Origin of the sequence: Ornithinimicrobium cerasi, assembly GCF_003702705.1 — a bacterium.
GTDB lineage: Bacteria > Actinomycetota > Actinomycetes > Actinomycetales > Dermatophilaceae > Ornithinicoccus > Ornithinicoccus cerasi.
In genome coordinates this window covers 231,479-245,634 of sequence record NZ_QZMN01000005.1, presented here as the reverse complement: position 1 = coordinate 245,634, position 14,156 = coordinate 231,479, and the positions used below count along the sequence as shown (strand labels likewise).

General features: G+C 72.7%; 11 protein-coding genes. 5 read left to right on the top strand and 6 right to left on the bottom strand.

The genetic code is table 11. The features are described 5' to 3' along the window. The first annotated feature begins 68 nt into the window (after positions 1–68). A complete protein-coding gene (locus D4B81_RS07830; RefSeq protein WP_122261847.1) occupies positions 69–776 on the top strand; it encodes a response regulator transcription factor in 708 nt (235 codons plus the stop codon). On the opposite strand, the gene D4B81_RS07825 is transcribed toward D4B81_RS07830, so the two are convergent. Beyond that, entirely contained in the window at positions 746–2,485 is a 1,740-nt protein-coding gene (locus D4B81_RS07825; RefSeq protein ID WP_337189867.1) for an alpha-amylase family glycosyl hydrolase, read from the bottom strand. The genes D4B81_RS07830 and D4B81_RS07825 overlap by 31 nt on opposite strands. 151 nt (positions 2,486–2,636) lie before the next feature. Between D4B81_RS07825 and D4B81_RS07820 the strand changes: the two genes are divergently transcribed. Both D4B81_RS07820 and D4B81_RS07815 read left to right on the top strand, forming a co-directional pair. Further along, positions 2,637–3,857, top strand: a complete 1,221-nt coding sequence (locus D4B81_RS07820; RefSeq protein ID WP_237565887.1) for a multidrug effflux MFS transporter — start codon at positions 2,637–2,639, stop codon at positions 3,855–3,857. A gap of 283 nt (positions 3,858–4,140) precedes the next feature. Continuing rightward, positions 4,141–6,285 carry a hypothetical protein gene (locus D4B81_RS07815; protein ID WP_122261845.1) on the top strand — a complete coding sequence of 715 codons (2,145 nt, stop codon included), beginning with the start codon at positions 4,141–4,143 and terminating at the stop codon, positions 6,283–6,285. Between the two features lie 94 nt (positions 6,286–6,379). Here the strand turns inward: D4B81_RS07815 and D4B81_RS07810 are convergent, their stop codons facing one another. The 5 genes from D4B81_RS07810 to D4B81_RS07790 are packed head-to-tail and all read right to left on the bottom strand — an operon-like array spanning position 6,380 to position 12,217. Continuing rightward, the gene (locus D4B81_RS07810) at positions 6,380–6,949 is read right to left on the bottom strand and encodes a hypothetical protein (protein WP_161965039.1); all 570 of its coding nucleotides are present in this window, start codon (positions 6,947–6,949) and stop codon (positions 6,380–6,382) included. Further along, entirely contained in the window at positions 6,942–7,226 is a 285-nt protein-coding gene (locus D4B81_RS07805) for a formate dehydrogenase subunit delta (protein WP_122261843.1), read from the bottom strand. The genes D4B81_RS07810 and D4B81_RS07805 overlap by 8 nt, the downstream gene beginning before the upstream one ends. 31 nt (positions 7,227–7,257) lie before the next feature. Then, positions 7,258–10,239, bottom strand: a complete 2,982-nt coding sequence (gene fdhF, locus D4B81_RS07800; protein ID WP_237565886.1) for a formate dehydrogenase subunit alpha — start codon at positions 10,237–10,239, stop codon at positions 7,258–7,260. Then, positions 10,236–11,789: an NADH-ubiquinone oxidoreductase-F iron-sulfur binding region domain-containing protein gene (locus D4B81_RS07795; protein ID WP_122261921.1), complete on the bottom strand. Its 1,554-nt coding sequence runs from the start codon at positions 11,787–11,789 to the stop codon at positions 10,236–10,238. Before D4B81_RS07795 ends, fdhF begins: the two co-directional genes overlap by 4 nt. Beyond that, complete coding sequence (locus D4B81_RS07790; protein WP_237565885.1) at positions 11,786–12,217, bottom strand: NADH-quinone oxidoreductase subunit NuoE family protein; 432 nt, start codon at positions 12,215–12,217, stop codon at positions 11,786–11,788. The genes D4B81_RS07795 and D4B81_RS07790 overlap by 4 nt, the downstream gene beginning before the upstream one ends. Positions 12,218–12,337: 120 nt before the next feature. Here D4B81_RS07790 and D4B81_RS07785 point away from each other — a divergent pair, with 120 nt between their 5' ends. After that, entirely contained in the window at positions 12,338–12,775 is a 438-nt protein-coding gene (locus tag D4B81_RS07785; protein ID WP_097189371.1) for a pyridoxamine 5'-phosphate oxidase family protein, read from the top strand. A 168-nt stretch (positions 12,776–12,943) separates the two neighbouring features. Next, on the top strand, positions 12,944–14,152 hold the full coding sequence (gene metB, locus D4B81_RS07780; RefSeq protein WP_122261920.1) for a cystathionine gamma-synthase: 1,209 nt from the start codon (positions 12,944–12,946) through the stop codon (positions 14,150–14,152). Positions 14,153–14,156 lie beyond the last annotated feature (4 nt).

Genomic DNA, 14,156 nt, shown 5'->3' with positions numbered 1-14,156 from the left:
ACCCACAGGGGTGAGGCTCGGTCAACCGAGAGCGACGTCCGGGCTACCGGTGCGTACCCTGTGTCCCTATGGCAGCGAGCGGACGGGTCCGGGTGGCTCTCGTCAACGACTACGAGGTGGTCGTGCGGGGGCTGCACGCCATGCTGCAACCCTTCGACGGGCGGATCGAGGTCGTCGAGCTGGACGCCTCCCTGCCGGTCAACGCCTCGGTCGACGTCACCCTCTACGACACCTTCTCCGAGACCCAGGTGGACAGCTCGGAGATCGACGTCGTGCTCGACCAGTCCAACACCGGGGCCATCGCGGTCTACACCTGGAACATGCACCCGCAGCTCGTCGAGGTCGCGCTGGCGAAGGGCTGCCGGGGGTATCTCGACAAGTCCCTGCCGGCGGAGGAGCTCGTCTCCGCGATCGAGCGGATGGCGCGCGGCGACGTCGTGGTCTCGACCCAGCACGAGGTGGGCGCGGAGCCCGAGGTGAGCGGCGGCGACTGGCCGGGGCGGGGCGAGGGCCTCTCGCCTCGGGAGTCCGAGGTCATCGCGCTCATCACCCAGGGTCTGACCAACGCCGACATCGCAGCCCGCAGCTACCTCTCGATCAACTCGGTCAAGACCTACGTCCGCACGGCCTACCGCAAGATGGATGTGTCCCGACGCTCCCAGGCCGTGCTCTGGGGTCTGGACCACGGCATGCTGCCCGACCGGGTCCGGGTGACCCACCCCGTGCCGCAGGGCGGCCGGGCCGCTCAGGCCGGGACGAAGACCACCGCCGAGTAGGGGCCGAGGTCGAGCACGGCCTCACCGTCCTGGGCGTCCAGGTCCGGGGTGGCGTGGTCGCCGAAGATCTGGCTGTAGCGGCGGGCGTCGCTGTTGAACCGCACCCGCCAGACCCCGCCGGGCAGGGTGACCTTGCGCTGCACCGCGTGCCCGGTGAGGTTGAGCGCGACGAGCACGTGCTGGCCGTCGCCGGTGGAGCGGACGTAGGCGATGACGTTGGCGTCGTCGTCGAGGGTCACCAGTCTGGTCTCGGGGCCGGACAGCCCGGCGGTGTCACCGTCGAGGTTGCGGCGCATGCGGATGAGGTCGCGGAACATCTGGGTGATGTCCCGGAAGGCCCACGCCCGTTCCCAGTCCAGCGGGACGGTGTCGCGGAACCACTCGTCCTCGAGGAACTCCTGGCCCTGGAAGAGCATCGGGATCCCCGGGGAGGTGAGCACCAGCGCAGCCCCGAGGGTGGCGCGCTTCTGGGCGTCCCAGCCGCTGGGGTTGTCGCCGCGGACCTCGGAGGTGATGCGCGCCTTGCCGTTGGCGACCTCGTCGTGGGACTCGGTGTAGATGACCCGGTCGAACGCGTGGTGGTAGCGGTGCATCACCGCCTGGGCGACGGCGGGGATGGAGCGGTGCTCGTCCGAGTGAGTGATGAGCGCCTCGCGCACCGGGTGGACGAACTGGTTGTCCCACTGAGCGTGCAGGGAGGCACCGCCGTGGCCGACCTTGGTGACGGCCGCGTCGTTGTGCAGGTCCTCCGCGAAGACGAGACGACCGGGGAACTCCGTGCGGACCATCTCGGCGATCATGCGCATCATCTCCCAGCCCTCGGGGATGTCGCCGCTGAAGCCGTCGACCTTGCGCATGTAGGGCGTCATGTCCAGGCGCAGGCCGTCCGCGTGGTAGTCGCGCAGCCACATCCGGGCGTTGTCGAGGATGAAGTCACGCACCTCCTGCCGGCCGTAGTCGGGTCGCGTGTCGCCCCACGGGGTGCTGCTGCGGTGGTCGTTGTAGAAGTAGATCCCGCCCTTGCCGTTCTCGGACCAGCCGTCGAACTGCCACAGCGAGAGGTCGCTCGGGCCGAAGTGGTTGTAGACGACGTCGACGAGGACGGCGATGCCGTGCTTGTGGGCCTCGCGGACGAAGTTCTTCAGGGCGACCGGGCCGCCGTAGGTGTGCTCCACGGCGAAGATGTGCGCCGGGTTGTAGCCCCAGGAGTAGTCACCGGCGAACTCCATCAGCGGCATCAGCTCGACCGCGTTGACCCCGAGCCCGACGAGGTAGTCCAGCTTGCCGGTGAGGTCGTGCAGGTCGGCCGGGCCGCCGTCGCCGCTCGGCACGAAGCTGCCGATGTGGGTCTCGTAGACGACCAGCTCGTGCTGGCCGGGCGTCTCGAACACCTCGTCGTCGCCCCAGTCGAAACGGGAGTGGTCGTAGAGGTGGCCGTTGCCCACGGAGTTGGTCACGGCCTGGGCGCGGGGGTCGATGCGCAGGAGGCGCTGCTCGCCGTTGGAGATGAGGAACTGGTACTCCTGGCCGTGCTCGGCCCCCTTGACCTCGCCGTACCAGTGGCCGTTGTCCTCGTGGTGCAGGGCGTCGGCGGCGTGGTCCCAGCCGTTGAAGTCGCCGACGACGTGCACGGCGTCGGCGTTCGGTGCCCAGACCCGGAAGGCGAAACCTCCGTCGACGGGGACGGCCCCCATACCCGCAGCGCTCACGGCATACCTCTCTGGTCGGTGGCGGCCGGGGGACCCCGGTCGCAGAGGACGGGCGCGACGACCGCGCCCGGCCCGCCCATGCTAGTCGGCGGGGCCGACCGGTCCCCGGCGTGCGAGGAGGCAGGTGGGTGCGCCGGGTAGCGTGCGCACGGTGACGGGGACGGAGCGGGTGCCGGAGGCGGGGCAGCCGGTGCTGTCGACGCGTCCGGCGTGGTTGCTCACGCTGGTGCTGGCCAGCCTCGCGATGCTCGGGCCGTTCACCATCGACACGATCTTCCCGGCCTACCCCGACGTGGGTCGCGAGTATGCCGTCGACACGACGGCGATGCAGCAGGTCACGAGCGTGTACCTGCTCAGCTTCGGCGTCATGAGCATCTTCCACGGACCGCTCTCGGACAGCCTGGGGCGCAAGCCGGTGATGATCGGCGGGCTGACGGGGTATGTCCTCGCCTCGCTGCTCTGCCTCCTCGCCCCGACCTTCGAGGTGCTGCTCGCCGGGCGGGTGGCGCAAGGGTTGTTCGCGGGGGCGGCGACCATCGTCAGCCGGGCCGTCATCCGGGACCTCTACAGCGGTGCGCAGGCGCAGCGGATGATGGCGCGGGTGCTCATGGTCTTCGCCGTGGCGCCGGCGGTCGCGCCGGTGGTCGGCGGCGAGATCCTGCGGTTCGGGCCGTGGCAGGCGATCTTCGTCTTCGTGGCCGGGTATGCCGTCCTCGTCGCCGTGCTCACGGCGCTCGTCCTGCCGGAGACGCTCCCGAGGTCGGCTCGGCAGCCGTTGCACCTGGGGTCGGTGGTCGGCGGCCTGTGGGAGGTCGCGCGGTCGTGGCGCTTCGAGCGGCTGGCGCTGTGCACGACCTTCGCGTTCGCCAGCTACTTCATCTACGTGGCCGGGGCGCCGATCATCGTCGTGGACCTGCTCGGGCGGGGGGAGCGCGACTTCTGGCTGCTCTTCGTGCCGATGATCGCCGGCATGGTGGCCGGGTCGTGGCTCTCGACCCGGCTCGCGGGAAGGGTGGACCCGCGGCGGCTCGTGGACGGGGCGATGGTGGGCCTGCTGGCCTCGGCGGCGGTCAACGTCGTGCTGACGGCGACGGTGCCGGTGCTGCCGTGGGCGGTGGTCGGCCCGACGCTGCTGGGGGTCGGCATCGGCATCGTCTTCCCGTTGCTGCAGCTGGCGATGCTGGACCTCTTCCCCGAGCGTCGCGGGGCCGCCGCCTCGATGGCGTCCTTCGCGTCGCTGCTCTTCAACGCCGCCCTGGCCGGGGCGCTCGTGCCGCTCGTGGACGGCAGCCTCCTGCAGGTCGCGCTCGCGAGCGCGGCGCTCGCGGTGCTGGGTGGGGCGCTGTGGCTCTGGCACCGGCGCGCGCGGTGACCTCTCGCCCCACCCCCGGGTGACCTCGCTCTCCTTGCGAGAGCACCGGCGGGCGCAGCCACGGGTCCACCCCGAGGACCTCCGTCTTCCCGCCAGTCCCCGGTGACTCCCCCTCACCTCCCCGACGAGCTCTCTCTCCTCCACCCCCGGGTGACGTCCGCATCCACACCCTCCTCGCGCATGCTCCCTGTCGTCCACGACGGCGCGCAGCCCGTGGACTTCGAACAGGTGTCCTATACTGGCCATGACGGGGCGGCGAGGGGCGGCGCCGGGGGAGGCAGCGATGCGATCGACGACGACGGTCCCGCAGGAGGGCCGCAGCAGGCCCTGGACGGAGCAGCAGCTGGCCGGGTGTCTGGCTCGCGAGGTCCAGGGGTGCCGTACGCCGGCCGGACCGGTCCTGCAGGGTCACGACGCGTCCCGCCGCTGCGCGGTCCCCGGTGCTCGCCTCGACCTTCACGGACCCCTGCGCGCGCAGGTCGCCGCGACCCCCTCCCCCCAGGACCTGCTCGCTGCCGTCCTGCCCCTCCTGCAGCGGAGGGACGGCTTGTCCCCCCAGGAGTGCCTCGACGGCATCGAGGCGGTTCAGCGCCTCCTGACCGCGCTGGCCGGGGCCCGCCTGCACGCCACCACCCAGCTCGCCACCCGCACCGGCGAGGAGCTGCTGCGCCGCCAGCACGTGGCCGCTCCCGACGAGCTGTCCAAGACCGGCCGCGAGCGGTGGCGGGCCCGCACCAAGTCCGCGACCGCCTCGCAGCTCGCCGCCCTCACCGGCTGGGGGCGCGGCAAGTCCCGCCAGCTCGTCGCGATCGCCCTGTCCCCCTCCCCGATACGCCGACCCCTCGACGAGGGCCTGGACGCGGGGATCGCGACGTGGGACCAGGTCGAGCAGTTCTGGCGCGAGGCCGGGAGGCTGCGGGAGGAGCACGGACCGCACATCGCCACGGCGTTGTTCGCCACCAGTGCCGACCCCCGTCAGGTCGACGCCGCCCGGCTGGACCCGGACGGGAACGTCAGCCCCGACCCGTGGCAGGCCAAGCCGTTCGCCCGCTCGCTCGCACGGATGCTCGCCCAGGCCCGAGGCGCCGACCCGGACGCCGACCGCAAGGACCGCCACGAGAGGTACCGGCTGCGCGACGCCCTCGGCTGCGTCGACGACGACGGCAGCGGGCAGCTCGTCATCACCGCCGACGCCGCCTCGATCGCCGCCTGCGCCGACCGCCTCCACCGTCTGGCACGCCGGGCCAGGCAGGCTGGCGACCCCCGCACCCTGGCGCAGCTGCGCTCGGACCTGGCCCGCTCCCTGCTCCTTCACGGAACCCTCCCCCTCCCGGCGACCCCGGACGACCGGCCCACCTCCGACGACCTGGGCGACCACCTGCTCGATCCGGACGAGGTGGCCCTCCTGGCCGCGATCCTCACCGGGACGCCGACCTACCACCTGCAGGTGCTGGTGCCCTGGGACGTCCTCACCGGACGTCCCGTCCTGACCGGGCAGGACATGACGGGGGACGGTGCCGATCGGGCCAGCCCCGGTAGTCAGAGACAGGAACGAGAGGGCGTCGGCGCGGCCCTGGGACGCGAGTCGCTCTTCCTGACCGCCGGCGCGCTGCGGCTGGCCGCGCTCAGCCCGGGCACCACCCTGTCCCGCATCCTCTTCGACCCCGCCGACGGTCGCTGCATCGAACGCTCCGTCGCCCGGTACCGCCCCGACGCCGCGATGCGCGCACAGGTCCTCGCCGCCGACGTGCACTCCCGCGGCATCGGCTCCACCACACCGGCCAGCGACAGCCAGCTCGACCACGTCATGGAGTACCACTCCTCAGGACCGACGGCAGAGCTGAACCTGCAGGTCCTGGACACGGGGTGGCACTGGGCCAAGACCGCCAAGGAGTGGGCCGCGCAGATGGACCCCGCCCGCACCCTCACGTGGACCTCGATGTTCGGCCGCCTCTACCGCACCCGATCGCACGACTACCGCCAGTATCTCTCCACCGGCACCCCGACCAGCGACGGTGGTTCCTGCAGCGACGACCCGGGAGAACTCCACCCGCGCCACCCGGCAGGATTGCGTCCCGAGGACCGGCGCGACCTGGCCTCCTTCCTCGTCCACGCCGCGCTGACCGCGCGCGCCACCACCGACCGGGTCGCCACCCCCGACGACGACCCGGACAGCGACGACGAGCTGATCGGCGGCCCACACCCGGCCATCTGGCTCCGCCGCACCCGCGAGACCGACGCACGCAAGGTCGACGGGCACCGACCCGGCACTCCCACGCCTGAGCAGATCATCACGGTCCCCCCGGCCACCCTCCTCCGCGCGCAGCACTGGACCGACCCCTTTGTCGACCCGGACGACGAACCGTCCGCAGAACAGACCACCCAGCCGCCCGAGCCGTCCCCCACCGACACCCCACCCCCCTTCTGAGCACAGACCGGGCGGCCGTCCACCCCCGGCGCGACGCATCCCCGGCCCTCGGCCCTCGACGCCCGGCCTCCGGCGACCGGCCGACGCCACCGCCCTAGAACACCGTCGTCCGAGACGCGGAGGGGGAGAGCCAGGCCTCACCCTCCCCGCGCCGACGCAGCCCTCGGTTCGTCCTCGCGACCAACCACCCGCCGACGACCGCTGACGGGACCGCCCACAGGCTGATGCCCCCCGCCTCGGCCACCCGAGACATCCCCTCCGGCGGGTCGACGACGCCGCGACCGACCTGCCACACCGCGAGCGCCAGGACCGTGCCCAGCGCGGCCGCGGCGGAGATGAGCCACGAGGACCACCAGCCGGCGCGCTCACCCCTGACCCGCGGTTGCACGACGGCGTTGACCATCCCGCCCGGACCCCCCGCCACACCGCCCAGCGCAGCGCCGTAGACCAGGCCCATCAGCGGCAGCGACACCGCCAGACCGATCCACGCCGTCAGACCAGCGGTGCTCTCCCACGCGAGGACCATCGCCAGCACCACCCCCACCAGCACCCCCGTCGCGCCACCGACGACCACGCCCCATCCCAGCCCGCAGGCGGCATACCTCCACCCGAACCACCCCGCGATCGCCCGTGGGGCGTCCGCGGACTCCCCCACCTCAGCCACCGGAGGGCTCCCGGACCTCCCCGCGGTCGACCTCGCCCTCGAGGTACGCCTCCACCCCGGCCCGCAGGAGGGGGTCCTCGATCTCCCCGGCACGCAGCCGTTCCAGGATCGCCGCGCGCATCCGCGGGTCCCAGAACTTGCGCAGGTGCGTCGCGATCTCCGTCGGCGCGTCCTCCCCCAGGTGCGCCAGTGCCCGCGCGATGTCGCCGCCGAGACGCACCTCCGGCGACAGCAGCTCGCGAGGGTCGTGGCCCTCCTCGACCCCGGCCGCGCTCATCCGCCGCCCCCCGTCCTGCGCCCGACCCCCGTCATCGCCCTGACCCCGCCACGCTGAAGGGCACCGCCGGGTCGATCGGCTCATGCGCGTCACTCACGCCCAGGTCGCGGCCAGCACGCCCGTCGGTATGCCGCCCCTCCCGGGCGTTGGCCACCGCGACCTGGACCGCGGTCACCTTGTACTCGGGGCAGTTGGTCGCCCAGTCGGAGTTCTCGGTCGTGACGACGTTGGCGCCGGTGACGGGGTGGTGGAAGGTCGTGTAGACCACGCCGGGCTGCATCCGGTCCGAGACCAGCGCGGTGAGGGCGGTGGTCCCGACCCGGCTCGACAGCTCGACCGTGTCGCCGCTGCGGATCCCGCGCAGCTCGGCGTCGCTGGGATGGATCTCCAGCACGTCCTCCGGGTGCCACGTCGAGTTGGCGGTCCGCCGGGTCTGGGCACCGACGTTGTACTGGGTGAGGATCCGGCCGGTGGTGAGGATGAGCGGGAACCGGCGGTTGGTGCGCTCGGTGGTCGGCACGAACACCGTCGGGACGAGCCGGCCCCGGCCGCGCACGAACTCCTCCACGTGCATGGTCGGCGTGCCGCTCGGCGCCGCCTCGTTGACGGGCCACTGCATCGAGCCCTCGCGGTCCAGCCGCTCGAAGCTCACCCCGGCGAAGGTCGGGGTGGTCGCGGCGATCTCGTCCATGATCTGCGACGCCGAGCCGTAGGACATGGGGAAGCCCATCGCGGTGGCGATCTCGCAGACGATCTGCCACTCGTCCTTGCCGACCTTGGACGGCATGATCGGACGGACCCGCCCGAGCCGGCGCTCGGCGTTGGTGAACGTCCCGTCCTTCTCCAGGAAGCTGCTGCCCGGCAGGAACACGTGGGCGTAGCGGGCGGTCTCGTTGAGGAAGAGGTCCTGCACCACGACGAGCTCCATCGCCGACAGCGCGGCCCGCACGTGCTGGAGGTTCGGGTCCGACTGCGCGATGTCCTCCCCGTGCACGAAGAGTCCCCTGAACGTCCCGCCGAGCGCGGCGTCGAACATGTTGGGGATGCGCAGGCCGGGCTCGGGGTCGAGCCGCACCTGCCAGAGGTCCTCGTAGATCGCCCGCACCTCGGGGCGGGAGATGTGCCGGTAACCCGGGAGCTCGTGCGGGAAGGAGCCCATGTCGCAGGACCCCTGCACGTTGTTCTGCCCGCGCAGCGGGTTGACGCCCACCCCCCTGCGGCCGATGTTGCCGGTGAGCATCGCGAGGTTCGCCAGACCCATCACCATCGTGGAGCCCTGGCTGTGCTCGGTGACGCCGAGGCCGTAGTAGATCGAGGCGTTCGGCGCGCTGGCGTACAACCGCGCCGCCGCGCGCAGCTGCTCCGGGTCCAGCCCGGTCGCCTCGGCCGTCGCCTCCGGGCTGTTGCCCTCGTCCCGCGCGAACTCCAGGTAGGCGTCCACGTCCTCGCACCGGTCACGGAGGAACTCCTCGTCGTGCAGGCCCTCGGTGACCACCACGTGCGCCATCGCGTTGATGAACGCGACGTTGGACCCCGGCAGCAGGGGCAGGTGGTGCGCGGCCTGGACGTGCGGGGACCGCACGAGGTCTATCCGACGCGGGTCGGCGACGATGATCTGGGCGCCCTTGCGCAGCCGCTGCTTCATCCGCGACCCGAAGACCGGGTGGGCGTCGGTGGGGTTGGCACCGATGAGCAGCATCACGTCCGTGTGGTCCACCGACTCGAAGTCCTGGGTGCCCGCCGAGGTGCCGAACGTCTGGTTCAGGCCGTACCCCGTCGGGCTGTGGCACACCCGCGCACAGGTGTCGATGTTGTTGTTGCCGAACGCCGCCCGCACCATCTTCTGGACGACGTAGACCTCCTCGTTGGTGCACCGGGAGGAGGAGATGCCGCCCACGGCCCCCACGCCGTGCCTCTCCTGGATCCCGCGGAACCCCTCCGCGACCCGGCCGATCGCCTCCTCCCAGGAGACCACCCGCCACTCGTCCTCGATGCTCTCGCGCACCATCGGCCGCAGCTGCCGGTCGTCGTGCGCGGCGTAGCCGTAGGCGAACCGGCCCTTGACGCACGAGTGCCCCTCGTTGGCGCCACCGGCCTTCAGCGGCGTCATCCGGACCACCCTGGTCTCCTCGGCGGCACCCTGCACCTCGGCACGGAAGGTGCAGCCCACCCCGCAGTAGGCGCACGTCGTCTCCACGGCGCGCGTCGGCATACCGAGCTGCACGAGGGACTTCTCCACCAGGGCCTCCGTCGGGCACGCCTGCACGCACGCGCCGCACGAGACGCACTCGGACGCGATGAACTCCGTCGGCCCCGGGGCGATCCGGGATGCGAGACCGCGCCCCTCGACCGTCAGCGCGAAGGTGCCCTGGACGTCGGCGCAGGCGCGCACGCAGCGCGAGCAGACGATGCACGCCTGGGGGTCGTAGTCGAAGTAGGGGTTCGTGGTGTCGCGGGACGCACCGCCGTCCACGCGGGAGGCGGGCCCCGACCCCGCGGCCGGCAACCCGTAGCGCACCTCCGCCACGCCCGTTCGCCGGGCGAGCGCCTGGATCTCGCAGGTGCCGCGGGCGCAGCCGGGACAGTCGACGGGGTGGTCCGTGAGGTACAGCTCCATCACGCCGCGACGCAGCCGCTGCACCTGCTCGGTGTCCGTGCGCACCACCATGCCGTCGGCGCACGGGGTCGTGCACGAGGCCGGCACCCCCTTGCCCCCCTCCACCTCGACCAGGCAGAGGCGGCACGACCCGAACGCGCGCAGCGAGTCGGTGGCGCACAGGCTCGGCACGTCGACCCCCGCCTCGCGCGCCGCGCGCAGCACCGACGTGCCGCCCGGCACGACGACCTCGCGCCCGTCGACGCTCACGGTGACCTCGGCGGTCCCCTCCACCCGGGGGGTCCCCAGGTCGGGCTCCGGCAGGTATGGCGTGCCCGTCGGGTCGGGGTGGCGCTGGGCGTCGTCACCGAGCGCGGCCACCTGCTGGGCGAGCATCGTCGGGGGCGGGACGGTCATGACCGGCTCCTCTCGAAGTCCTCCGGGAAGTGCTCGAGGGCGCTCCGGACGGGGAGCGGCGTGAGTCCGCCGAGCGCGCACAGGGACCCCTTCGTCATCGTCTCGCAGAGGTCCTCGAGCAGCACGAGCAGCTGCGTCCGCCCGGTGCCGTCGGGACCGTCCGCAGAAGCGCCGCAGAGTCGGTCGATGGTCTCGACCCCACGCGTGGACCCGACGCGGCAGGGGGTGCACTTCCCGCACGACTCGGCGGCGCAGAACTCCATCGCGAAGCGGGCCATCCGGGCGGCGTCGAACGACTCGTCGAAGACGACGATGCCGCCGTGACCGAGCATGCCGCCGGCCTCCGCCAGCGCCTCGTAGTCCATCGGCACGTCGAGCCGGTCGGCGGGCAGGTAGGCCCCGAGGGGACCGCCGCACTGCACGGCGCGGACCGGGCGGCCGCTGAGGGTCCCCCCGCCCCAGTCCTCGACGAGCTGGCGCAGCGTCACCCCGAAGGACAGCTCGACGAGCCCGCCGCGGGCGACGTTGCCGGCCAGCTGGAACAGCTGCGTGCCCCGCGAGCGGCCGGTGCCGAGGTCCGCGTAGGCCTGACCGCCCCCGGCGAGGATCATCGGCACGGCGGCGAACGTCAGCACGTTGTTGACGACCGTCGGAGCGCCCCAGAGCCCGGACAGCGCGGGGATCGGCGGCTTGGCACGCACCTCCCCCCGACGGCCCTCGAGAGACTCCAGCATCGAGGTCTCCTCGCCGCAGATGTAGGCGCCGGCGCCCTCGCGGACCACGACGTCGAAGTGGCGGCCGGTGCCGAGCACGTCGCCGAGGTAGCCGAACTCCTGCGCGACGGCGATCGCCTCCCGCAGGGTGGCGACGGCGTCGGGGTACTCGCTGCGGCAGTAGATGTAACCCTCGGTCGCCCCGACGGCCAGCGCGGCGACGGTCATGCCCTCCAGCAGCGTGAACGGGTCGCCCTCGGCGAGGATGCGGTCGGCGAAGGTCCCGGAGTCGCCCTCGTCGAGGTTGCAGGCCACGAAGGCCTGCGGTGCGCCGCCCTGCCGGGCCTCCAGGACCGTGCGCCACTTGATGCCCGTGGGGAAACCGGCTCCCCCGCGCCCCCGCAGCCCCGAGGTGATGACCTCCTCGACGACCTGGGCCGGCTCGAGCACCGCGGCCCGGCGCAGGCCCTCCCAGCCGCCGCGCGCGGCATACGCCTCGATGTCGGTCGGCTCGGCGAGCCCGAGCCTGGAGCAGGTGACCCGTTCCTGGCCGGTGAGCCACGGGTCGTCGTCCACCACCCCGATCCCGCACGCCAGGTCCGCCCCCTCCAGCAGCCCCTGCGCCACCAGCTCCGGCACGGCGGGAGCCTCCACGCCGGCGTAGCCGACACGCCCCCGGTCGGTCTCCACCTCCACGAGCGGCTCACGCCAGAGCATCCCCCGGGTCCCGTTGCGCCGCACCGTCACACCCTCGACCGCGGCCAGCGCCGAGGCGACCTCGTCGGCCCCGACGGCGCGCGCGGAGCTGTCACGCGGCACCCACACGGTCGTGGTCACGACGTCCACCCTCCTGCCTCAGCCAGCAGCCGTTCGATGGTCATCCGTCCCCGGAGCGTGCCGTCCACCTCCACGCTCGGCCCCAGCGCGCAGTTGCCGAAGCAGAAGACCTCGTGCACCTCGACCCCCTCCTGCCCGGACAGGGCCGCCACCGCCTCGCGGTGCAGGGTCTCGGCACCGACGGACTGGCACGCCTCGGCCCGGCAGACCCGCACCGTGTGGGCCGGGGGCGGCGTGCGGCGCAGGTCGGAGTAGAAGCTCACCACCCCGTGCACCTCGGCCACGGACAGGTTGAGGACGTCCGCGACCTCCCGGACGTCCTGCTCGCTGATCCACCCCCGCGCGTCCAGGACGTCGTGCAGGATCTCCAGCAGCGGGCCGCGCTCGTGAGCCCGGGCAGCCGCCAGCTCCCTCGCCGATGGGGTCACGGACGCCAACCTCCTTGTCGCCGGTCGCCGGTCCCCCCAGCATAGGGCTGGGGTCCGACGGGCAGCACTACGACGTCCTGTCATAGACTGGGGCGACCAGCTCACGGGAGAGGCGACACCATGTCTGAGGCACGCCCCATGCAGGTCCTGTCCGAGGAGGAGTGCTGGGCGCGGCTCGACGCGACCGAGATCGGACGGATGGCCTACCACCTCGCCGACGAGGTGCACATCGCCCCGGTCAACTACGCGGTCGCCGACGGGAAGATCATCTTCCGCACGGCGGAGGGCTCCAAGCTGCTCGGCGTCGTGATGAACGAGGACGTCGCGTTCGAGATCGACCGGATCGACGACGAGGACGAGGCCGCCTGGAGCGTCATCGCGCGCGGCAAGGCCCACATCCTCGAGGGCCAGGACGCCCGCGACACCGACAACCTGCGGCTGCGTCCCTGGATCAGCTCCGAGAAGTTCAACGTGGTCGCGATCCACGTGGCCGAGCTCAGCGGGCGGGAGTTCCACCTGGCTCGTCCCTGGCGGCACATGATCCCCGACGAGGCCTGAGGCAGATCCCTCGCGCCGAAACCCTCCCTGACGCAGGTTCTTCGGTGACGGATGTCTCGACCTGATGCGGGACGCACTTCGTTCGTCAGCATGCTAGTTTCGGGCCACTCCCGGGCCGTGACCGACGCACGCGCCCCGGGTCTCCGGACCACCCAGGCAGAGGGCGACATGACCGAGACCACCCGGCTCACGCGCGGCGTCCGCGCGGGCATCGACACCGACCCCGGCGAGGGCGCCATCGTCCCGCCCCTGTACCTGTCGACGACCTACAGCTTCACCGGCTTCGACCAGCCCCGGCGTTACGACTACAGCCGCTGCGGCAACCCCACACGCGACGTGCTCGGCGAGGCGCTCGCCACCCTGGAGGGCGGCCACGGGGCCACCGTCACGCCCACCGGCCTCGCCGCGATCACGCTCACCACCTCCCTCCTCCTCACGCCGGGGGACACCGTCCTCATCCCCCACGACTGCTACGGCGGGACCTGGCGGCTCTTCGACACCCTGGCTGCGCGGGGCCACCTGCGCTACCGCACCGTCGACCTGGGTGACGCGGCCGCGCTGACGGCCGAGCTGGACGGCCCGGAGCCGCCGACGGTCGTCTGGGTGGAGACCCCGTCGAACCCCCTGCTGCGCATCACCGACCTCGCCGCGGTCTCGACCGCGGCGCACGCCGCGGGCGCCACCGTCGTGGTCGACAACACCTTTCTCTCCCCCGCGCTGCAGCGCCCGCTCGAGCACGGCGCCGACCTCGTCGTGCACTCGACGACGAAGTTCATCAACGGCCACAGCGACGTCGTCGGCGGCGCCGTGGTGGCCCGCACCCCCGAGCAGCACGAGCAGCTGCAGGACCTGGCCAACGTGCTGGGGCTGGTCGGGAGCCCGTTCGACGCCTACCTCACCCTGCGCGGCCTGCGCACCCTGCACACGCGTCTGCGAGCCCACGAGGAGAACGCCGACGCGGTGCTCGCCGAGGTGCTCGACCACCCCGCCGTGGCCGCCGTCCACCACCCCAGCCTGCCCACCCACCCCGGGCACGAGGTCGCGGCCCGGCAGCAGGACGGGTTCGGCTCGATGCTCTCCCTCGACCTCGTCGGGGGTGAGGCCGCGGTGCGTGCGTTCGTCGACGGGCTGGTCTGCTTCAGCCTGGCCGAGTCGCTCGGCGGCACGGAGAGCCTCGTCGCCCACCCGGCCACGATGACGCACGCCTCCATGACGCCGGAGGCCCGCGCTGTCGCGGGGATCGGCGACGGTCTGCTCCGGCTCTCCGTCGGCATCGAGCACCCGGACGACCTGCGGGCCGACGTCCGGGCCGCCCTCGACCGGGCGGCTGCGGCCACCACGACGCCCCTGCCGCTGCCGGGGCGTGCGGCAGGCTGAGTCG

What these genes read in the sequence shown, in the direction of transcription:
- D4B81_RS07830 (WP_122261847.1), top strand. Translation starts at nt 69, where the DNA reads ATGGCAGCGAGCGGACGGGTCCGGGTGGCTCTCGTCAACGACTACGAG.
- D4B81_RS07815 (WP_122261845.1), top strand. Translation starts at nt 4,141, where the DNA reads ATGCGATCGACGACGACGGTCCCGCAGGAGGGCCGCAGCAGGCCCTGG.
- D4B81_RS07805 (WP_122261843.1), bottom strand. Translation starts at nt 7,226, where the DNA reads ATGAGCGCGGCCGGGGTCGAGGAGGGCCACGACCCTCGCGAGCTGCTG.
- fdhF (WP_237565886.1), bottom strand. Translation starts at nt 10,239, where the DNA reads ATGACCGTCCCGCCCCCGACGATGCTCGCCCAGCAGGTGGCCGCGCTC.
- D4B81_RS07785 (WP_097189371.1), top strand. Translation starts at nt 12,338, where the DNA reads ATGTCTGAGGCACGCCCCATGCAGGTCCTGTCCGAGGAGGAGTGCTGG.
- metB (WP_122261920.1), top strand. Translation starts at nt 12,944, where the DNA reads ATGACCGAGACCACCCGGCTCACGCGCGGCGTCCGCGCGGGCATCGAC.